Below are 20,102 nucleotides of genomic sequence, written 5' to 3'. Positions count from 1 at the left end.
CCTGCACCTACTCTCCTTTTACTGCTTTAACTGTTTTTAACGCCGATTTTATATCATCATAAATGATATTTCCAACAACTACTGTATCAGCATATTGCGCCATTTCTTTCGCCTGTTCTGCATTAGAAATACCACCGCCATAATATAACTTGGCTTGTTTCAATTCTGCTTTTACATTTTTAACAAGTTCAACATCTCCATACGTACCGCTATATTCTAAATAAAATATCGGTAAATGTAATAACTTGTCTGCTAAACGCGCATATGCAATAACGTCATCTTCTGTTAAATCACATTTCGCATCTGTAAGCTGGGCTACTTTCGCTTCGGGATTTAAAACACAATACCCTTCCATAAAAATTTCGTCCCAGTCCATAATATCCCCAAATTCTTTCAATGCCTCATGATGAACACCTGTTACCCATTCTACTTTTCGGCTATTTAAAACACTTGGGATGTAATAAAAATCAAATCCTGGTGTAATTGCTTCTACATCAGAAACCTCTAATACACAAGGAACTGCATATCTACGAATGCTAACTAGCATGTGTAATACGTTATCAATTGTAACTCCATCACTTCCGCCTACAATAACAGCATCCGTTCCAGACTCACAAATCATTTCTAAATATTCATCGCTTAACTCCTTATTTGGATCAAGCTTAAATACATGTTTCCATCCGGAAATATCGTACATGAAAACACCCTTCCTTTTCTCTAGTTATATCTATAGTTCTGTTTAAAATAACAGTTAGTTTTTATCTTGATTTTTTAAAATAGCTATTAAATATTTTTCAAAAAAAAGGATTTAATTTCACCTTCTTTTTATGCATTCTTTCATTATAACAAAAAAAGCTACTGACACACACGCCGATTCCAACATCTTTTTCAACGTCAAATGTTGGATTACATATCCCAAAAATCACACGGGATACTAATAAGAGAAGTAGTATTTACTATTTCAATTTTCATAAAAAGGAGTGTTTTTCTAATGAAGCAAAACATCGGGACAATAAACGCTCTAATTCGAATTACACTTGGGCTTGTCCTCTTCGGATGTAGTGCAACTAAACTTGTACGCAAGCCGTGGTGCACTTGGTCTAACATTTTTCTATGGATTGGTGCAATGAAAGTTGCAGAGGGAATTGTTCGCTTCTGCCCTATTGTTGAAGCGTGGAAATTTGGAAAATACATGAATATGGGCGCATTTAAAATGCCTGGCATGAATTTTGCTGAAAAAGGACATGCTAAAGAAGAAGTGAATCAAACTTCCGCTCATGACAAGCCAAAGTCAAAGGGAAGTTATGACGCTTCTGACAAAGAGATTGAGTCAGCGATTGAAGAAATAATCCTGGCAAAACCGCTTTGAATCATTTGTCACGATGCAAGATGCTCTCAAAGGGACTTAGCTGCTGCAGTGGGCGGTTAAGTCTTCTTTATTTTACCATAAAACAGAACGTATATTCTTATTTCTAACTTTAAAATGTACATAAAAGATATCAATCAATAAATTTCAGAAAATTAGGTGCATACCCCTTGCTTAAAATGATATAAAAGTGATATCATTTTTATATCAGGAGGCGATCATATGAAAGAAAAACAAGTATTTTATGTAAATGGTTTTCTCGGTATTATTGGAATTTTGATTTTAGCTGCTATCGGTGTATTTTTCCTTGCGCAAGAAATTTTCGTAGGAGCAGCACTAACTATTATATTAGCGGCAATTCTCGCTACAGGTATCGGTATTGTTCAACCGAATCAAGCGAAAGTTATTACGTTCTTTGGTAATTATTTAGGAACAATTCGTCAAAATGGTTTATTTTTAACAATTCCATTCGCATTCCGTCAAACTGTCTCGTTACGTGTTGAAAACTTTAATAGTAAGAAATTAAAAGTAAACGATGTTGAGGGAAATCCGATTGAAATTGCAGCTGTTATTGTATATAAAGTAGTTGATTCTGCAAAAGCAATGTTCGGTGTTGAACATTACGATCGATTTGTAGAAATTCAAAGTGAAACAGCAATCCGCCACGTCGCAACAAAATATCCTTATGACAATTTCCAAGATGAAACTTGCATTACGTTACGCGGGAATACTGAAGAAATCTCTGAAGAATTAAAGCGTGAGTTAGAAGCGCGCCTTGAAATCGCAGGCGTAGAAGTATTAGAAACTCGTTTAACACATTTAGCTTATGCAACAGAAATTGCCCATGCGATGCTACAACGTCAACAAGCAAAAGCGGTATTAGCTGCTAGAAAAGAGATTGTTGAAGGTGCTGTGAAGATGGCGAAGGATTCAATCCATATGTTAGATGAGGAAGGCGTACTTGAATTAGATGACGAGCGTAAAGCGAATATGGTAAACAACCTATTAGTTGCCATCGTTTCAGATAAAGGTGCGCAACCAGTTATTAATACAGGAAGCCTATACTAAGGGCTATAAGTAATTATGGCTAAAAAGAAAAGCTTTCCATTACGTATTGATCCTGAATTACACGCAGTCATCGAAAAATGGGCAAATGATGAGTTTCGTAGCGTCAATGCACACATCGAGTATTTACTTCGAGAAATGGCAAAGCAAAAAGGAAAATTGAAGAAAGATAAAGATGCATGAACAAACAGCCCACTGAATTTTCAGCGGGCTGTTTTTATACAAAGCAAGTTATCAATAAACTTGCTTAACGCTGCTGTTCTCACACTATCTTTCCGATAAATAAAATAAGTCGGAATAAACCTGTTTTCATGTACTAACGGTGTATGAATAAGTTCTTTATGGCTATCAAATTGCTCTGCTACTTCACGTGGTAACATAGACACCCCAAGTCCAGCTTTTACGCATCCAATAATACCGTCTAAAGAATTTAATTCCATTATTTTTTTTGGAACAATCCCTTCAGATAGTAACCATTCTTCTAAAACTTTTCTATAAAAACAACCTGATTGAAAAACGATAAAAGACTGCGATTCCGAATATCCGTTATCCCACAAAACATTCCGCTTTGAAAGTAACATCATTTCCTCTTGGAATACTTCTATCTTTTCTAAAGCTGGATCAGCTATACAATCAGCTACAAATGCCCCCTCTATTTCATATAAGAGTACCTTCTTCGTTAATTCTTCCGTATTGTGCGTTTGCAACATAATTTCCACTTCTGGATAGCGCATATGATAATTAGCTAAAATCGTGGGCAATCTAACAGCTGCTGCTGTTTCCATCGCTCCAATTTTCAATACTCCTCCAGGCTCCGCTGTATGTTTCACTTGCCTTTTTGATTCATTTAATAATTGAATCATTTTTTCAGCGTATGTTAACAACTTTTCTCCGGCTGGTGTTAATGTAACTCCATCTCGATGCCTATAAAATAATTGTGTTTCATATTCAGCTTCTAGCCGTTTTATTTTTGCTGTTATGTTTGATTGAACAAAATTCAACCGAATAGCTGCTCTTGAAATACTTTTCTCCTGCGCGACCATATAAAAAGCTACAAAATCTTGTAAGTTCATTCGTTCATATCCCTTCGTTCATATCATTAATTTTGATATTACATATAAAAAATCAGTATTTTACGCCCCATATATATTCCTCTATCATATATATTAGAAGATATTTCAAGAAGGGAGATTATATGAAAGAAACAAAAACATGGAAAATGATTATAGCTGGGATATGTTCTTTAATAGCTGTCATGGGTATTAGTCGGTTCGCCTACACACCGATTATTTCTTTTATGGAAAAGCAAGCCCATATAGAAGATGACCTCGCTGGATATTTAGCGTCCAGTAATTATCTTGGTTATTTACTTGGGGCATTCTTTATTGGATTCATGACGATAAAAAATCGTGAAAAAATATTACACCACTGTTTATTCTTCAATGTTCTTTCAACTCTTTGTATGGGCTTAACCTCTTATATCTTTTTATGGTTTCCCCTTCGCTTTATCGGTGGTTTCACAAGTGCAATTGTATTTGTTCTTGCCTCTAGTATTGTTTTAGATTATTTATTTCAAAGTAATAAAGTCATGCTAGGTGGCATGATTTATAGCGGTGTTGGAATTGGCATTATTTTCTCTGGAAGTTTCGCACCTTTATTCAACTCAATTTGGAATTGGCAAGGTGCATGGATTGGGTTAGGACTTATTAGTTTTAGTTTAGCTATCCTTGTATGGAAATGGTTAAGAGAGGACAGTAGACATACTATACAGCAACCAAAAAGTACTATACAAGCTACATCTTATAGAAAAAACGATTTATTTTGGCTTATTTTAGCTTACGGATTCGAAGGATTTGGCTATATCATTACAGGGACCTTCCTTGTCACCATTGTAGAAAGAATTACACTATCACCCTTCTATGCATCTTGTAGCTGGATTATTGTCGGTATTGCTGTCATCCCATCTAGTTACCTTTGGTCCACTGTTGCTCGGAAGTACGGACCAACACGAGCTCTTACATCCGCCTATATGTTACAAATTATAAGTGTACTTTCTCCACTCCTTATTCCAAACCTTTTTGGGGCATTTCTAAGTGCATTCCTTCTAGGTGCTACATTCGTCGGAATTACAATTTTAACAACTACAGAAGCAAAACGAATAAGACCGAATGAAAGTAATAAAATCATTGGTTATACGACAGGTGTTTATGGGATTGGCCAAATTATCGGTCCAATCTTTACAGGTATTATTGCGGAGCAAATGCAAAGTTTTTCCCTCCCACTCCTTGTCGCTGCTCTTACGTTAATCATCTCAATACTACTATTATTAATTGGAGAAATAAGATGTAAGCAGGTAGAGAAAAAGTGTATATAGATACAAATAGTTTATAATCTCTTGAAAAGATTCAACGTACTATACTCTATTTCCTATAAAAAAAGAAGCTAACATATGTTAGCTTCGCGTAATCTCATACCCAATCGCACGATATCCTATATCACTACGATAAAATAAGCCATCGCTCTCAATCTTTGCGATTTCTTTATACACTCTATCTTTCGCTTCTTGTAAGTCTTTCGCTTTATAAGCAATAAATAGTACACGGCCACCATTCGTTACAAAATCCCCATGCTTCATCGCTGTACCTGAATGAAAGACAATAGCATCTTCTAAACGATCTAATCCTGTAATAATTTCACCTTTTTTATACGCTTCTGGATATCCTTTTGAAGCAAGTACAACACCAATTAATGCTTCCTCTGACCACTCTAACACTAACTCACTTTCATCTAATACAGCGTTACATACATCAACTAAATCATTTTCTAAGCGAGGTAATACAACTTCTGTTTCAGGATCACCAAAGCGTGCATTAAATTCAATTACCTTTGGACCATCATTTGTTAAAATAAGCCCTGCATATAAAATCCCTGTAAACGATCGATTTTCTTGGATCATTGCTTGAGCAGTTGGATGTAATACGGTTTGAATCGCTTCTTGGACTGCTGATTCTGGAATTTGTGGTACTGGAGAATATGCACCCATTCCGCCTGTATTTGGGCCTTTATCAGCATCAAAAGCTCGTTTATGGTCCTGAGCGATTACCATCGGATGTACAGTTGTTCCATTTACAAATGCCATTAATGAAAATTCTTGTCCATCTAAAAACTCTTCAATAACAACCTTCTTACTTGCCGCGCCGAACTTCACATCTTGTAGCATTTCTTTCACAGCCTGTAATGCCTCTTCAAGCGTCATTGCTACCGTTACCCCTTTACCAGCAGCTAATCCGTCAGCTTTAATAACGATTGGTGCACCAACTTTTTGAATATACTGTACTGCTTCTTCATAATCGGTAAAAGTTTCGTACGCCGCAGTTGGAATATCATACTTTTTCATAAGCTCTTTTGTAAAAGCTTTACTACCTTCAATAACAGCAGCCGCTTTATTCGGACCAAATACGCGAAGTCCCTCTTCTTTAAAACGATCAACAATTCCATTCATAAGTGGAATTTCTGGTCCAACGAAAGTTAACTCAATATTATTCTCTTTGGCAAATAAAACTAATGCATCAAAATCATTTTCATCAATATCAACTGGTATTGCAACATCTCGCATACCTTCATTACCTGGTGCTACATATACCTTTTTCACTTTTGCAGATTGTGCAAACTTCCAAGCTAAAGCATGCTCACGCCCACCGCGGCCAATTACTAAAACATTCATATTTCATCCCCCAATAATTAAATAAGTACAAACTAGAAGCTATGCTCCTAGTTTGCTTTTTCATATCAATAAAAGGTTATCTTGACCGGACTTTTTAAACATCCATCTCAATAAAGGTTTAAAAAGGAGGATCAAGAGCACCGAGCAGGTCTAGGCGCATTTGCCAGGAGGACACGGAGTGTAGCTTTCCTACATGAGTACCGCACTGGCGATGCAACGACGACATGCGAAGGTTATCTTGACCGGACTTTTTAAACATCCTCTATTAGTGTTTGAAATGACGTACGCCAGTGAACACCATAGCAATCCCATACGTATCTGCCACTTTAATAGAATCTTCATCACGGATCGATCCGCCTGGTTGAATGATTGCTGTAATTCCCGCTTTTGCTGCTTCTTCTAATGTATCTGGCATTGGGAAGAAAGCATCAGATGCAAGTGCGCTACCTTGTGCTTTTTCACCAGCTTGTGTAATCGCGATTTTTGCAGAGCCTACACGGTTCATCTGTCCCGCACCGACACCAATTGTCATGTCATCTTTCGCTAAAACAATTGCATTTGATTTCACATGTTTTACAACTTTCCAAGCTAGTTTTAAATCTTTCCATTCTTGCTCTGAAGGTTCACGTTTCGTTGGAATTGAAATTGTACTTTCATCTAATGATAACGTATCTTCCTCTTGAACGAGAAGTCCGCCTTGTACAGAAGTTAGTTTTTTGCTTGCACTTGTCGCTTTTTCAATATTTATAGTTAATAAACGTAAGTTCTTCTTACTTTGCAACACTTCTAAAGCTTCTTGCGAGAACGAAGGTGCGATAACAATTTCTAAGAAAATTTCATGTAACTTTTCTGCTGTAGCTTTATCAATTTCACGATTTGCTGCAATAATACCGCCGAAGATTGATACTGGATCTGCTTCATAAGCACGAGTATATGCTTCGTGAATATTAGTTCCTACTCCAACACCACATGGATTCATATGTTTTACTGCTACTACTGCTGGTTCTGTAAATTCTTTTACGATGCTAAGCGCTGCGTCTGCATCATTAATATTGTTATACGATAATTCTTTACCGTGTAATTGTTCTGCGTATGCAACAGAAGAAGTTGCTGCGAATGGCGCTTTATAGAAAGTTGCTTTTTGATGTGGGTTCTCGCCATAACGTAAGTCTTGCTTTTTCTCAAATGTCACAGTTAATGTTTCTGGACTTTCTTCACCCATTTGCTCTGTTAAGTAGTTAGAAATTAACGCATCATACGCTGCTGTATGACGGAATACTTTCGCTGCTAGTTTACGTTTCGTTTCCTCTGCTACTTCACCGTTCTCTTTCAGTTCTGCTAACACAATATCATAATCTACCGGATCTACAATTACAGATACGAATTTATGATTTTTCGCAGCAGAGCGAATCATTGTCGGGCCACCGATATCAATATTTTCAATTGCATCAGCAAATGTTACATCAGGCTTAGCGATTGTTTCTTTAAATGGGTATAAGTTAACAACAACAAAATCAATTGCTTGAATACCTAATTCATTCATTTGCGCTACATGTGTTTCATTATCACGAACTGCTAATAGACCACCATGAATATTTGGATGTAAAGTTTTCACACGACCATCCATAATTTCAGGGAAACCAGTTACTTCAGAAATACCAATTACTTGTAAGCCGTTTTCTTCTAGTAACTTTTTCGTACCACCTGTTGAAATAACTTCAATCCCTTGCTCTAGTAACCCTTTAACAAATTCTACTACTCCTGTTTTATCTGAAACACTTACTAATGCACGCTTTTTCATTTATCCTTCACCCCTGGTTGTATGTTAGTTAACAGTTGTTTCTTTCACAGACTGAACAATTTGATTCACTGTATTTACGTATAATTTATGTTCAACTTGCTGAATTTTCTTTTGTAAGCTTTCTCTCGTATCCCCTTCAGAAACAACCACTGCTTCTTGCGCAATAATTGGTCCTGTATCCATACCTGCATCTACATAATGAATTGTTACTCCAGTTACTTTCACACCTGCTTCTAACGCTTGACCGACAGCATCTTTACCCGGAAAGCTCGGTAGTAATGATGGATGAATATTAATAATCTTTCCGCCGTATGCTTCTAGTAACGTCGGCCCGATTAAACGCATATATCCAGCTAAAATAATATAATCAACTTCATATTCTTCTAGCTTCTTTAATATCTCTTTTTCAAACGCTTCTTTGGACTCATATGCTTTCGCTGAAAAAGCGAAACACGGAATATGATGATAATTTGCCCGTCCAACAGCGCGTGCTTCTGGTTTATCACATACTAATAAACTAATTTCTGCATCCAATCTTTTTTCTTCTACCGCATTAACGAGAGATTGAAAGTTAGATCCGCTTCCAGAAGCAAAAACTGCTAATCTACTCATAGTGCTGTGCCCCCATTAAAAGTAACGCCAGCTCCTTGTATAGTACGTCCAATAATACGAGCCGTTTCTCCTTGCTCTTCAAGAAGACGAACAACATCTTTTGCATCTTCTTCCTTCACTGCTACTACCATACCAATACCCATGTTAAAAATATTGAACATTTCTTTCTCTTCCAGTTTCCCAACTTCTTGAAGCAAATGGAAGATCGGCTGAATTTTCCAAGATCCTAGTTCAATCTCAGCACCAATTCCTTCTGGCAACATACGTGGGATATTTTCAATAAATCCGCCCCCTGTAATATGCGCCATACCGTATACTTCATGCTTCTTCAATAGTTCTAAAATAGGTTTGACATAAATTTTCGTTGGTTTTAATAATTCTTCACCAAGAGGTAGTTCTAACCGTCCATAAATACGCTCTAAAGATAGTTCTCCATCTTCTAGTAACACTTTTCGTACTAAAGAGTAACCATTGCTATGAATACCGCTAGATGCTAAGCCAATTAGCACGTGACCAGCTTCAATCTTTTCACCTGTTACAATTTTCTTTTTATCAACAATCCCAACTGTAAAACCAGCTAAATCATATTCTTCCGTAGAATACATTCCTGGCATTTCAGCTGTTTCTCCACCGATTAATGCACAACCAGCTTGGCGACAGCCCTCTGATATACCTTTGACGATGTTTTCAATTTTACTAGGTTCAGCTTTACCACAAGCAATATAATCAAGGAAGAAAAGCGGCTCTGCTCCTTGGACAACAATATCATTTACACACATTGCTACTGCATCAATACCAATTGTGTCATGTTTATCTGCCATAAAAGCGAGCATCAATTTTGTTCCCACGCCATCTGTTCCAGATACTAATACAGGTTCTTCTAATGCAAATTTTGATAGATCAAACATACCTCCAAAACCGCCTAAACCGCCTAGTACTTCTTTTCTCATAGTTGTTTGTACGTGTTTTTTCATGCGAGATACCGCTTCATATCCAGCTTCAATATCTACTCCTGCTTGCTTATATGCATTCGCCATCGTTATTTACACCTCGTCTTTTAATTTCTCCCCATCCAGGGCGGGCCGTTTTAAGAAAAAAGCTAGCTTCTACAGCAAAAGAAGTAGAAGCTTTTTTCACTTTTCTTATTTCATACTTTCTAAAAGCTCTTGCTCATAATCATAAAGAGCTGTTGGATAGTCCCCATTAAAGTAAGCCATGCATAGGCCGCCATATTTCCCTTCATATGGACGTCCAATTGCATCTACTAATCCATCTTCGCTTAAAAATGTTAAAGAATCTGCTCCGATCATTTCGCGGATTTCTTCTACTGTATTATTTGCTGCAATTAATTCTTTTCTCGTTTGAATATCAATACCATAGAAACATGGATATTTCAGAGGTGGTGAAGCAATTCTTACATGAACTTCTGTCGCTCCAGCCTCACGAAGCATACGAACAATTCGTTTACTTGTCGTTCCTCTTACGATAGAATCATCAATCATAACAACTCGTTTCCCCTCAACCACACCTCTTACTGCGGAAAGCTTCATCTTAACCCCTTGCTCACGCAGTTCTTGAGAAGGCTGGATAAAAGTACGTCCAACGTAACGATTTTTAATTAATCCTAATTCATACGGAATGCCTGTTGCCTCCGCATAGCCAATCGCAGCTGAAATACTAGAGTCTGGTACACCAGTAACAACATCCGCTTCAATAGGAGCTTCCGCTGCTAAACGTTTTCCCATATTTTTACGCGCTGCATGAACGTTAACACCAGCAATATTAGAATCTGGTCGTGCAAAGTAAATATATTCCATACTACAAATCGCATGTTCTACATCGTTTGTGAAACGATCTACGTGAATTCCTTCATCATTAATGATAAGTAATTCACCAGGTTCTACATCGCGAATGTATGTAGCACCTACTACATCAAAAGCACATGTTTCAGATGCTACAACGTAAGCATCCCCCATCTTTCCAATTGAAAGCGGACGGAATCCATTTGGATCTAACGCAACGATCATTTCATTTCCAGTTAGTAAAAGATACGCAAACGCACCTTTCACTTTATTCAGAGCCTCTTTTACACTTTCAATTAAAGAGTCTTTCGTACTACGTTTAATAAGATGTAAAAGTACTTCTGTATCTGAACTAGTTTGAAAAATACTTCCCTCTGCTTCTAATTCACGACGAAGCATTTTTGCGTTAATTAAATTTCCGTTATGAGCTAACGCCATACTATGATCGGAAAAACGGAACAACAATGGTTGAACGTTAGCAACTTCACTTCCACCAGCTGTTGCATATCGTACATGCCCGATTGCTGATTTTCCATTTAATCCTTCTAACTCACCTCTTGAAAACACTTCTGATATTAAACCTAACCCCTTGTGACCGACGATTTTTTCTCCATTATTTACGACAATGCCTGCGCCTTCTTGCCCACGGTGCTGTAAACTGTGCAATCCGTAGTATGAAACTTGTGCTGCATTTTCATGCCCCCAAATTCCGAAAACGCCACATTCTTCGTTTAACCCCTTTATTTCAGCAAGCATGGGATTGCCCCTTTCCAAGCCTTTCTCATTTCATCTACATTTGCTGTAAGTAATACTTCATTTTCTTCATTATGAATTGTTACTTCATTTGTACTTGTTACTTCTCCAACTTGGATTGCTTCTACCGTTTTCTCAAACGCCTCTTTATTTTCACGTTTTACAGTTATCACGAAGCGAGACTGTGATTCAGCGAATAATGCTGCTGTTGCTTCTCCATCTAATTTCACAGTAGCACCTAAGCCGTTAGCACCAATTGCACTTTCTGAAATTGCAACTGCTAAACCACCCTCAGCAACATCATGTGCAGATTGAACAAGACCAGCTTGAATTGCTTCTAATACTTGTTTTTGGCGTTTTAATTCTACATCTAGATCGATACTTGGTGATTGACCGAAAATTTTTCCGTGAATCATTTTCTGTAATTCACTTCCGCCAAACTCAGCTTTCGTCTCACCGATTATATAAACTAAATCACCAGCTTGCTTAAACTCTTGTGTTGTTACATGTTTTAAGTCATGTACAAGTCCGACCATCCCAACAGTTGGTGTTGGATATACAGCTTCGCCACTACGTTCGTTATACATCGATACATTTCCGCCGATAACTGGTGTTTGTAATGTGCGACAAGCTTCACTCATACCGTCTACTGATTTCTCAATTTGCCAGAAGATTTCTGGTTTTTCTGGGTTACCGAAGTTTAAGCAATCTGTAATTGCAAGTGGCTCACCGCCAGAGCATACGATATTACGCGCTGCCTCTGCTACTGCAATTTTACCGCCCATTTCTGGATCTAGATAAATGTAGCGAGAATTACAATCTGTCGTCATTGCTAATCCTTTTTCTGTACCGCGTACACGTACAACTGCTGCATCTGAACCTGGTGTAACAACTGTGCTTGTACGAACTTGGTAATCGTATTGATCGTATACCCACTCTTTACTTGCAATTGTTGGTTGCTGTAATAGAGCGAATAACGCTTCTTTATAATTTTCTACTTTTGGCGTTTCCATTTTCATTGCTTGGAATTCAGCAAAGTATGCTGCTTCTTTTGATGGTTTATGATAAATTGGTGCTTCTTCTGCTAAAGCATCTGCTGGAACTTCAGCTACCTTTTCACCTTTATGGAATAAACGAAGCATTTTATCTTCCGTTACTTTCCCCATCGTAACCGCTGCAAGACCATACTTCTCAAATAAATCTACTATTTCTTGTTCTCTACCTTTTTTCACAACAATTAACATACGCTCTTGTGATTCAGATAGCATCATTTCATATGGTGTCATTCCTGTTTCACGCTGTGGTACATCATCTAAGTACATTTCAATACCCATTCCTGCTTTACTTGCCATTTCTGCAGATGATGATGTTAAACCAGCCGCACCCATATCTTGAATTCCAACAAGTGCATCAGATTGAATTAATTCTAAACACGCTTCAATAAGAAGTTTTTCCATAAATGGATCCCCTACTTGAACCGCTGGACGTTTCGCTTCTGAGCTTTCAGATAGTTCTTCCGACGCGAATGTTGCACCGTGAATACCGTCACGACCAGTTGATGCTCCTACGTACATTACTGTGTTACCAGCACCGTGCGCTTGCCCTTTTTTAATGTCTTCGTGGTTAATCAAACCTACGCACATTGCATTTACAAGTGGATTTCCTTCATAACATGGATCAAATTGTACTTCGCCGCCAACAGTCGGAATACCGATGCAGTTACCGTATCCTGCAATTCCTGCTACTACTTCTTCGAATAAATATTTCACACGTGGTGACTGTAATTCACCGAAACGAAGTGAGTTTAATAGAGCTACCGGACGTGCTCCCATAGAGAATACATCACGAATAATACCACCAACACCTGTTGCTGCTCCTTGATATGGTTCAATAGCTGAAGGATGGTTATGACTTTCCATTTTAAATACAACTGCTTGATTATCACCGATATCTACAATTCCAGCGCCTTCTCCAGGTCCTTGCAGAACGCGCTCACCTGTCGTTGGAAACTTACGAAGAACTGGTTTTGAATTTTTATAACTACAATGTTCAGACCACATTACAGAGAACAATCCTGTTTCTGTATAATTTGGCAGACGACCTAAAATCTTTTCAACCATGGCAAACTCTTCGTCTGTTAGCCCCATTTCCGCATATATACGCTCTTCTTTAATTTGTGTTGGATTTGGTTCAAGCATTAACGACATATGTTTCCCTCCACTGTTTTAAGATAGATTGAAAGACTTTTAACCCTTCAGCACCGCCAAGTAATTCATCTACAGCACGCTCTGGATGTGGCATCATACCAAGTACATTTCCTTTTTCGTTTACAATACCAGCAATATCTGAAACGCTACCGTTAGGATTTTCTACGTAACGGAATGCGATTTGATTATTCTCTTCTAATCTTTTAAGAGTCTCTTCGTCACAATAGTAATTCCCCTCACCATGAGCGATTGGAATATTGATTACTTCATTTTTTTCATATTGTAATGTAAACATTGTTTCATTATTTTCAACACGCAACTGAACAGTACGACACATAAATTTTAAGTTTTCGTTTCTCATTAATGCTCCTGGTAGTAATCCTGATTCAACAAGAATCTGGAATCCATTACATACACCTAAAATCGGCTTTCCTTGCTCAGCAGCTTTTTGTACTGCTTTCATTGCATTAGCAAAGCGAGAAATAGCACCGCAGCGTAAGTAGTCACCGTAAGAGAATCCACCTGGTAGTAAAATTGCATCATATTCATCTAAATTCTCTGTATCGTGCCAAACGTAATCTACTTCTTCGCCAAGCTCATCTTTAATTGCATGGAACATATCGACATCACAGTTCGAACCTGGAAATACTATTACGGCAAATTTCACTGTGCGACAACCTCCTCAACTTCATAACGGAAGTCTTCCATTACAACGTTCGCTAATAGTTTTTCACACATTTCTTTTACCTTGCTATCTAAGTCAGATACAGATTTATCAATTGTTAGTTCCATGTACTTTCCGATTCGAACGTCTTGTACTTCTGTGAATGAAAGACTATGAAGAGCTCCTTTTACCGCTGTTCCTTGTGGATCTAATACGCTTTCTCTTAATGTTACATATACCTTAACTTTATACATGTGAAATTCCCCCTAAACGTTTTAAAATCTCTTCATAAGCATCTGTTAAATTTCCAAGATCGCGACGGAATACGTCTTTATCAAACTTCTCATTGCTCGTTTCATCCCATAAACGGCAAGTATCTGGTGAAATTTCATCCGCTAATATGATTTCTCCCTCTTCCGTTACACCAAACTCTAATTTGAAATCTACTAATCTTACACGACAGCTTGCGAAATGATCAATCAACACTTGATTGATTTGTAGAGCCATATCTCGTAATACGCTTACTTGCTCTGGCGATGCAACGTTTAATACACGAATATGATCTTCCGTTACAAGCGGATCTCCTAAATTATCATCTTTGAAGTAAAATTCTACGATTGGTTCTGCAAGTACAGTTCCCTCTTCCATTCCTAATCGTTTTGAAAGACTTCCTGCAATTACATTTCTTGTGACAACTTCTAAAGGAATAATACTCACTTTTTTAACAAGTTGTTCTGTTTCAGATAACTTCTCAACAAAATGTGTTTTAATTCCTACTTCTTGTAACTTTCTGAACAATAAAGTTGTAATCTCATTGTTCAAACGACCTTTTCCTGTAATCGTCTCTTTTTTCTCCCCATTGAAAGCAGTCGCACTATCTTTGTACTCTACCCAAACCATATCTGCTGATTCTGTACGATAAATTCTTTTTGCCTTACCTTCATACAGCAATTCTAGCTTTTGCATTTCGCAAGCCCCCTGTAGTTTGAAAAATGTGAATAATATTTTTATAAAGAATGGCACAGAATGACTCTATTCTGTGCCATATGAAATTTTACGCTTCGTTTAATCCAAGTCGTTCAAAGATTGTATCAACGTGTTGCATATGATGCTCATAGTTGAAGCATTCATTAATTTCTTCTTGTGTTAACTTGCTTGTAATGCGCTCATCAGCTTCTACAAGCTCTTTAAATTGTACTTGTGTTTCCCAAGCTTCCATCGCTTTAGGCTGTACGATATCATAAGCTTCTTCACGTACCATACCTTTGTCGATTAGTGTAAGCATTACGCGCTGAGAATAAATTAAGCCGTATGTTCTTGTCATATTGCGTTTCATATTCTCTGGGTATACAGTTAAGTTTTTAACGATATTACCAAAGCGATTTAACATGTAATTTAATGCGATTGTAGCATCTGGTAAAATTACGCGTTCTGCTGAAGAGTGAGAAATGTCACGCTCATGCCACAATGGAACATTCTCATAAGCTGTCATCATATAACCGCGGATAACACGAGCTAAACCAGTCATATTTTCAGATCCAATTGGATTACGCTTATGTGGCATTGCAGAAGAACCTTTTTGGCCTTTTGCGAAAGCTTCTTCAACTTCACGTGTTTCACTCTTTTGTAAGCCACGAATCTCAACTGCCATCTTTTCGATAGATGTTGCGATTAATGCAAGTGTTGACATGTAGTGTGCGTGACGATCACGTTGCAATGTTTGTGTTGAAATTGGTGCTGCTTCTAATCCTAGATTTTCACAAACATATTTTTCTACGAATGGATCGATATTTGCATATGTACCAACCGCACCAGATAGTTTACCAACACGAACTGTATCAGCAGCTTGTTTGAAACGTTCTACGTTACGTTTCATCTCTTCATACCAAAGACCAAGTTTTAAACCGAATGTTGTTGGTTCTGCATGAACACCGTGTGTTCTTCCCATCATGATTGTGTATTTATGCTCTTTCGCTTTGTTAGCTAAAATGCTTACAAAGTTCTCTAAGTCTTTTAATATAATTTCATTCGCTTGTTTTAAGATGTAAGATAATGCTGTATCTACTACATCTGTAGATGTTAAACCGTAATGAACCCATTTACGTTCTTCGCCTAGTGCTGGCGTTTCTGATACAGCACGAGTGAATGCAACTACGTCATGACGTGTTTCTTTTTCAATTTCATAAATACGATCAATATCAAATGATGCATGTTCACGAATTTTTTTAACATCTTCTTTTGGAATATCGCCAAGCTCAGCCCATGCTTCACAAGCTAAAATCTCAACTTCTAACCACGCTTTAAATTTGTTCTCTTCCGTCCAAATCGCACCCATTTCAGGGCGTGTATAACGACTAATCATCTTTTTCCCTCCAACAGTTGTTCTTGATGGTCCCAAATATGCAAACTCTTTGCTTTTTCTAGAGCGACTTCAATATTATCATTTAAAATATTAACATGCCCCATTTTTCGCTGTGCTTTTGCTTCTTCTTTTCCATACAAGTGTAAATAGCACCCGGTTAATCTATTCACTTGTCTTAGGACCCCTTCTATATGTTCGCCTAAAATGTTTACCATGACAACTGGTTTTAACAAATTTGTTTCTCCTAGAGGTAAATTACAGATTGCTCGAATATGTTGACCAAATTGGCTCGTTTCACATGCATCCTGTGTATAGTGTCCTGAATTGTGAGGTCTTGGTGCTAATTCATTAATGTAAATCTCACCATTAGCTGTAGCAAACATCTCTACAGCTAGTGTTCCCACAAGTTTTAATTCATCCGCAAGTACCTTTGCATAAGCAATTGCTTTTTGAGAAAGCTCTTCTGTAATACGAGCTGGAACGATAGATTCATGCAAAATGTTATTTACATGAATATTTTCCGCTACCGGAAATACTTTCGTTTCACCACTTACACTACGAATCACAATAACGGATACTTCTTTTTCAAAAGGCACCCATTTCTCTAAAATACACTCTGCTTTATCCACAAGATCTCTTGCTGTCTCAACATCAGCCTCACTTCTTAAAACAACTTGCCCTTTCCCATCATATCCACCTGTCGTCGTTTTTAAGACGGAAGGGAATGATAACTCAGCAATTGCTTCTGTAAGCTGATCTTGATTTTGAACTAATCTATACGTTGCTACCGGTAACCCAGCCTTCTCAATTGCATTCTTTTCTGTAAAACGATTTTGCGTTTTATTTAACAACTGACTACCTTGTGGCAAGTAAGCATGTTTTTCAAGCCATTGTAAACATCTATAATCAATATTCTCAAATTCATATGTGACAACATCACTTATCTCTGCTAAATGCTGAATTGCCTTTAAATCGTCATACGGTGCAACAATTTCAATATCAGCAACTTGTGCACATGGTGAATGCTTTGTAGGATCTAAAACAGCAATTTTATATCCCATCTCCTTGGCTGCCAATGCCATCATTCTTCCTAGCTGGCCGCCTCCAATAATGCCGATTTTTTTTCCAGGTAAAATGATTCTCGTCATACTAGCTCACTACCTTCACGCACATCTTTTTCAATCGCTTCTCGTCTCAATTCTAATGCATCATGTATATCATCATGGAATGATCCAAGTATTTGTGCAGCAAGTAATCCAGCATTCGTTGAACCGGCTTTACCAATTGCAACAGTTGCAACTGGAACACCTCCTGGCATTTGGACGATGGATAATAATGAATCTAAGCCGTTTAATGCTTTTGATTGAACTGGAACTCCAATTACAGGAAGATTTGTCTTCGCTGCAACCATTCCTGGTAAATGTGCTGCTCCACCAGCTCCAGCAATAATAACTTTCAATCCACGTTCACGAGCCGTCTCTGCATATTCAAACATATAATCCGGAGTCCGATGAGCGGATACAACTTTTTTCTCATACGGTATATTTAATTCATCTAAAATGTCACAAGCATATTTCATTGTTTCCCAGTCTGATGTACTTCCCATTATGACTCCAACTAGTGATTTCATATTAGAATCCCCCCGATTCAAATAAAAAAAGCCTGAAATAGAACAGTTTCTCTTTTACTATGAGAGAAAGCGCTCTACTCAGGCATACGTATCCCTTGTGAATAGAAAAATACCGAGTGACTTTCCCTCATAGTCTAACGAATAACGGTCGTTAGGTAGAGACTTGCAGGCCATATCCCCGCGATTATATGAGGTCTTATATTATTGTTTCTATGGCTATATTAACAATATTTCATAAACGATGTCAATAAATAATCGAATGTTTTTTTATTAGTAGTCAATAACGTTCGTGTTTTAGTTATATTCAAAAGAAGAATTGCAACTATATGCAAGAAGAAAAGGGAATTAGAATATATATTTCTAGAGATCTATTTACTTATAATCGTTTATATAGTACTTCAGTATGTTTTAAATCACAATATGTACAATCTTGTATTCTACACATCAATAGAACTTTTATTATAACGATTTAATTTCTAAGGAGGATAAACGTGAAATAAAGAACTACGCTATTATCCTATTCATTTTTTCTATCGCAGTAATTGTTGTAATTATTGAATACTTATTTATAGCATCTCATTATTTAAAATATATACTTATGATAGAAATAATGTTTCCTATTTTAAGTATTGCTTTAGCGGTATTAGGAAAATCCGGAACACAAAAAATCATTGCTATTATTTTAAACAGTCTCTATTTCATTCTTTTTTCGTCTTTAGCGTTATTAAATTTATGGATTATAACATTCGATAAATAAAAATAAACACAAAAAAACCTAAGTCGAAACGACTTAGGTTTTTGCTTGGCGACGTCCTACTCTCACAGGGACAAGGTCCCAACTACCATCGGCGCTAGAGAGCTTAACTTCCGTGTTCGGTATGGGAACGGGTGTGACCTCTCTGCCATCATCACCAAACTATGAAGGCATATTCCTTCAAAACTAGATAACATTTGCTACATATTATATGGTTAAGTCCTCGATCTATTAGTATTCGTCAGCTCCACATGTCACCATGCTTCCACCTCGAACCTATCAACCTGATCATCTTTCAGGGATCTTACTAGCTTACGCTATGGGAAATCTCATCTTGAGGGGGGCTTCATGCTTAGATGCTTTCAGCACTTATCCCTTCCGCACATAGCTACCCAGCTATGCCCTTGGCAGAACAACTGGTACACCAGCGGTGCGTCCATCCCGGTCCTCTCGTACTAAGGACAGCTCCTCTCAAATTTCCTACGCCCACGACGGATAGGGACCGAACTGTCTCACGACGTTCTGAACCCAGCTCGCGTACCGCTTTAATGGGCGAACAGCCCAACCCTTGGGACCGACTACAGCCCCAGGATGCGATGAGCCGACATCGAGGTGCCAAACCTCCCCGTCGATGTGGACTCTTGGGGGAGATAAGCCTGTTATCCCCGGGGTAGCTTTTATCCGTTGAGCGATGGCCCTTCCATGCGGAACCACCGGATCACTAAGCCCGACTTTCGTCCCTGCTCGACTTGTAGGTCTCGCAGTCAAGCTCCCTTATGCCTTTGCACTCTACGAATGATTTCCAACCATTCTGAGGGAACCTTTGGGCGCCTCCGTTACACTTTAGGAGGCGACCGCCCCAGTCAAACTGCCCACCTGACACTGTCTCCCGGGTCGATAAGACCCGTAGGTTAGAATTTCAATACAGTCAGGGCGGTATCCCACCAGCGCCTCCACCGAAGCTAGCGCTCCGGTTTCAATGGCTCCCGCCTATCCTGTACAAACTGTACCAAAATTCAATATCAGGCTACAGTAAAGCTCCACGGGGTCTTTCCGTCCTGTCGCGGGTAACCTGCATCTTCACAGGTACTATAATTTCACCGAGTCTCTGGTTGAGACAGTGCCCAAATCGTTACACCTTTCGTGCGGGTCGGAACTTACCCGACAAGGAATTTCGCTACCTTAGGACCGTTATAGTTACGGCCGCCGTTTACTGGGGCTTCAGTTCAGAGCTTCGCTTACGCTAACCCCTCTCCTTAACCTTCCAGCACCGGGCAGGTGTCACCCCCTATACTTCGCCTTACGGCTTCGCAGAGAGCTGTGTTTTTGCTAAACAGTCGCTTGGGCCTATTCACTGCGGCT

The 20,102-nt window shown here is 38.3% G+C and carries 19 protein-coding genes, 2 rRNA genes and 1 riboswitch (1 of these 22 running past the window's edge); of the genes, 5 read left to right on the top strand and 16 right to left on the bottom strand.

Annotation, left to right across the window (positions count from 1 at the left end):
• Positions 1-7 precede the first annotated feature (7 nt).
• Positions 8-697 (bottom strand): heptaprenylglyceryl phosphate synthase, encoded by a 690-nt coding sequence (gene pcrB, locus QCI81_RS16075; RefSeq protein WP_000272109.1) that lies wholly within the window; start codon positions 695-697, stop codon positions 8-10.
• A 294-nt stretch (positions 698-991) separates the two neighbouring features.
• Here pcrB and QCI81_RS16070 point away from each other — a divergent pair, with 294 nt between their 5' ends.
• The 3 genes from QCI81_RS16070 to QCI81_RS16060 all read left to right on the top strand — a co-directional run bounded on the left by QCI81_RS16070 (position 992) and on the right by QCI81_RS16060 (position 2,614).
• A complete protein-coding gene (locus QCI81_RS16070) occupies positions 992-1,369 on the top strand; it encodes a YgaP family membrane protein (RefSeq protein WP_000812340.1) in 378 nt (125 codons plus the stop codon).
• 219 nt (positions 1,370-1,588) lie between these two features.
• The gene (locus QCI81_RS16065; RefSeq protein WP_000660675.1) at positions 1,589-2,434 is read left to right on the top strand and encodes an SPFH domain-containing protein; all 846 of its coding nucleotides are present in this window, start codon (positions 1,589-1,591) and stop codon (positions 2,432-2,434) included.
• 15 nt (positions 2,435-2,449) lie between these two features.
• The gene (locus QCI81_RS16060; protein ID WP_001085171.1) at positions 2,450-2,614 is read left to right on the top strand and encodes a type II toxin-antitoxin system antitoxin; all 165 of its coding nucleotides are present in this window, start codon (positions 2,450-2,452) and stop codon (positions 2,612-2,614) included.
• Between the two features lie 20 nt (positions 2,615-2,634).
• Here QCI81_RS16060 and QCI81_RS16055 read toward each other — a convergent pair whose 3' ends face one another.
• Complete coding sequence (locus tag QCI81_RS16055; protein WP_001053119.1) at positions 2,635-3,504, bottom strand: LysR family transcriptional regulator; 870 nt, start codon at positions 3,502-3,504, stop codon at positions 2,635-2,637.
• Positions 3,505-3,626: 122 nt separating this feature from the next.
• Between QCI81_RS16055 and QCI81_RS16050 the strand changes: the two genes are divergently transcribed.
• Complete coding sequence (locus QCI81_RS16050; protein WP_071731344.1) at positions 3,627-4,805, top strand: YbfB/YjiJ family MFS transporter; 1,179 nt, start codon at positions 3,627-3,629, stop codon at positions 4,803-4,805.
• A 78-nt stretch (positions 4,806-4,883) separates the two neighbouring features.
• Here QCI81_RS16050 and purD read toward each other — a convergent pair whose 3' ends face one another.
• From purD to purE, 12 genes are all read right to left on the bottom strand, one after another.
• Complete coding sequence (purD, locus tag QCI81_RS16045; protein WP_071731345.1) at positions 4,884-6,155, bottom strand: phosphoribosylamine--glycine ligase; 1,272 nt, start codon at positions 6,153-6,155, stop codon at positions 4,884-4,886.
• Positions 6,156-6,420: 265 nt separating this feature from the next.
• Positions 6,421-7,956 carry a bifunctional phosphoribosylaminoimidazolecarboxamide formyltransferase/IMP cyclohydrolase gene (gene purH / locus QCI81_RS16040; protein ID WP_000745406.1) on the bottom strand — a complete coding sequence of 512 codons (1,536 nt, stop codon included), beginning with the start codon at positions 7,954-7,956 and terminating at the stop codon, positions 6,421-6,423.
• A gap of 24 nt (positions 7,957-7,980) precedes the next feature.
• Positions 7,981-8,568: a phosphoribosylglycinamide formyltransferase gene (purN, locus tag QCI81_RS16035; protein WP_000088590.1), complete on the bottom strand. Its 588-nt coding sequence runs from the start codon at positions 8,566-8,568 to the stop codon at positions 7,981-7,983.
• Positions 8,565-9,605: a phosphoribosylformylglycinamidine cyclo-ligase gene (purM, locus tag QCI81_RS16030; RefSeq protein WP_001262441.1), complete on the bottom strand. Its 1,041-nt coding sequence runs from the start codon at positions 9,603-9,605 to the stop codon at positions 8,565-8,567. Before purM ends, purN begins: the two co-directional genes overlap by 4 nt.
• 105 nt (positions 9,606-9,710) lie before the next feature.
• A complete protein-coding gene (purF, locus tag QCI81_RS16025) occupies positions 9,711-11,126 on the bottom strand; it encodes an amidophosphoribosyltransferase (protein WP_000879026.1) in 1,416 nt (471 codons plus the stop codon).
• Positions 11,111-13,330 carry a phosphoribosylformylglycinamidine synthase II gene (gene purL, locus QCI81_RS16020; RefSeq protein WP_071731346.1) on the bottom strand — a complete coding sequence of 740 codons (2,220 nt, stop codon included), beginning with the start codon at positions 13,328-13,330 and terminating at the stop codon, positions 11,111-11,113. Before purL ends, purF begins: the two co-directional genes overlap by 16 nt.
• On the bottom strand, positions 13,314-13,997 hold the full coding sequence (gene purQ / locus QCI81_RS16015) for a phosphoribosylformylglycinamidine synthase subunit PurQ (protein WP_353810848.1): 684 nt from the start codon (positions 13,995-13,997) through the stop codon (positions 13,314-13,316). Before purQ ends, purL begins: the two co-directional genes overlap by 17 nt.
• Entirely contained in the window at positions 13,994-14,248 is a 255-nt protein-coding gene (purS, locus tag QCI81_RS16010; RefSeq protein ID WP_000278823.1) for a phosphoribosylformylglycinamidine synthase subunit PurS, read from the bottom strand. The genes purQ and purS overlap by 4 nt, the downstream gene beginning before the upstream one ends.
• On the bottom strand, positions 14,241-14,960 hold the full coding sequence (gene purC, locus QCI81_RS16005; RefSeq protein ID WP_001170549.1) for a phosphoribosylaminoimidazolesuccinocarboxamide synthase: 720 nt from the start codon (positions 14,958-14,960) through the stop codon (positions 14,241-14,243). Before purC ends, purS begins: the two co-directional genes overlap by 8 nt.
• Positions 14,961-15,048: 88 nt before the next feature.
• Entirely contained in the window at positions 15,049-16,356 is a 1,308-nt protein-coding gene (gene purB, locus QCI81_RS16000) for an adenylosuccinate lyase (protein ID WP_000625682.1), read from the bottom strand.
• The gene (gene purK / locus QCI81_RS15995; protein ID WP_071731347.1) at positions 16,353-17,504 is read right to left on the bottom strand and encodes a 5-(carboxyamino)imidazole ribonucleotide synthase; all 1,152 of its coding nucleotides are present in this window, start codon (positions 17,502-17,504) and stop codon (positions 16,353-16,355) included. Before purK ends, purB begins: the two co-directional genes overlap by 4 nt.
• Positions 17,501-17,986 (bottom strand): 5-(carboxyamino)imidazole ribonucleotide mutase, encoded by a 486-nt coding sequence (gene purE / locus QCI81_RS15990; RefSeq protein ID WP_000839367.1) that lies wholly within the window; start codon positions 17,984-17,986, stop codon positions 17,501-17,503. Before purE ends, purK begins: the two co-directional genes overlap by 4 nt.
• Before the next feature lie 110 nt (positions 17,987-18,096).
• Positions 18,097-18,198, bottom strand: a riboswitch (purine riboswitch).
• Between the two features lie 284 nt (positions 18,199-18,482).
• Between purE and QCI81_RS15985 the strand changes: the two genes are divergently transcribed.
• Entirely contained in the window at positions 18,483-18,743 is a 261-nt protein-coding gene (locus QCI81_RS15985; protein ID WP_071731348.1) for a hypothetical protein, read from the top strand.
• A 43-nt stretch (positions 18,744-18,786) separates the two neighbouring features.
• Here QCI81_RS15985 and rrf read toward each other — a convergent pair.
• A 5S ribosomal RNA gene (gene rrf, locus QCI81_RS15980) occupies positions 18,787-18,902 on the bottom strand.
• Between the two features lie 49 nt (positions 18,903-18,951).
• Positions 18,952-20,102: ribosomal RNA gene (locus tag QCI81_RS15975) — 23S ribosomal RNA — on the bottom strand (it continues 1,771 nt past the right edge of the window).

The organism is Bacillus cereus group sp. MG20, assembly GCF_040459885.1.
Taxonomy (GTDB): Bacteria; Bacillota; Bacilli; order Bacillales; family Bacillaceae_G; genus Bacillus_A; species Bacillus_A cereus.
Note: the sequence above shows the minus strand (reverse complement) of the source record. Positions and strands in the feature narration are given on the sequence as shown.

What these genes read in the sequence shown, in the direction of transcription:
- pcrB (WP_000272109.1), bottom strand. Translation starts at nt 697, where the DNA reads ATGTACGATATTTCCGGATGGAAACATGTATTTAAGCTTGATCCAAAT.
- QCI81_RS16070 (WP_000812340.1), top strand. Translation starts at nt 992, where the DNA reads ATGAAGCAAAACATCGGGACAATAAACGCTCTAATTCGAATTACACTT.
- QCI81_RS16065 (WP_000660675.1), top strand. Translation starts at nt 1,589, where the DNA reads ATGAAAGAAAAACAAGTATTTTATGTAAATGGTTTTCTCGGTATTATT.
- QCI81_RS16060 (WP_001085171.1), top strand. Translation starts at nt 2,450, where the DNA reads ATGGCTAAAAAGAAAAGCTTTCCATTACGTATTGATCCTGAATTACAC.
- QCI81_RS16055 (WP_001053119.1), bottom strand. Translation starts at nt 3,504, where the DNA reads ATGAACTTACAAGATTTTGTAGCTTTTTATATGGTCGCGCAGGAGAAA.
- QCI81_RS16050 (WP_071731344.1), top strand. Translation starts at nt 3,627, where the DNA reads ATGAAAGAAACAAAAACATGGAAAATGATTATAGCTGGGATATGTTCT.
- purD (WP_071731345.1), bottom strand. Translation starts at nt 6,155, where the DNA reads ATGAATGTTTTAGTAATTGGCCGCGGTGGGCGTGAGCATGCTTTAGCT.
- purH (WP_000745406.1), bottom strand. Translation starts at nt 7,956, where the DNA reads ATGAAAAAGCGTGCATTAGTAAGTGTTTCAGATAAAACAGGAGTAGTA.
- purN (WP_000088590.1), bottom strand. Translation starts at nt 8,568, where the DNA reads ATGAGTAGATTAGCAGTTTTTGCTTCTGGAAGCGGATCTAACTTTCAA.
- purM (WP_001262441.1), bottom strand. Translation starts at nt 9,605, where the DNA reads ATGGCGAATGCATATAAGCAAGCAGGAGTAGATATTGAAGCTGGATAT.
- purF (WP_000879026.1), bottom strand. Translation starts at nt 11,126, where the DNA reads ATGCTTGCTGAAATAAAGGGGTTAAACGAAGAATGTGGCGTTTTCGGA.
- purL (WP_071731346.1), bottom strand. Translation starts at nt 13,330, where the DNA reads ATGTCGTTAATGCTTGAACCAAATCCAACACAAATTAAAGAAGAGCGT.
- purS (WP_000278823.1), bottom strand. Translation starts at nt 14,248, where the DNA reads ATGTATAAAGTTAAGGTATATGTAACATTAAGAGAAAGCGTATTAGAT.
- purC (WP_001170549.1), bottom strand. Translation starts at nt 14,960, where the DNA reads ATGCAAAAGCTAGAATTGCTGTATGAAGGTAAGGCAAAAAGAATTTAT.
- purB (WP_000625682.1), bottom strand. Translation starts at nt 16,356, where the DNA reads ATGATTAGTCGTTATACACGCCCTGAAATGGGTGCGATTTGGACGGAA.
- purK (WP_071731347.1), bottom strand. Translation starts at nt 17,504, where the DNA reads ATGACGAGAATCATTTTACCTGGAAAAAAAATCGGCATTATTGGAGGC.
- purE (WP_000839367.1), bottom strand. Translation starts at nt 17,986, where the DNA reads ATGAAATCACTAGTTGGAGTCATAATGGGAAGTACATCAGACTGGGAA.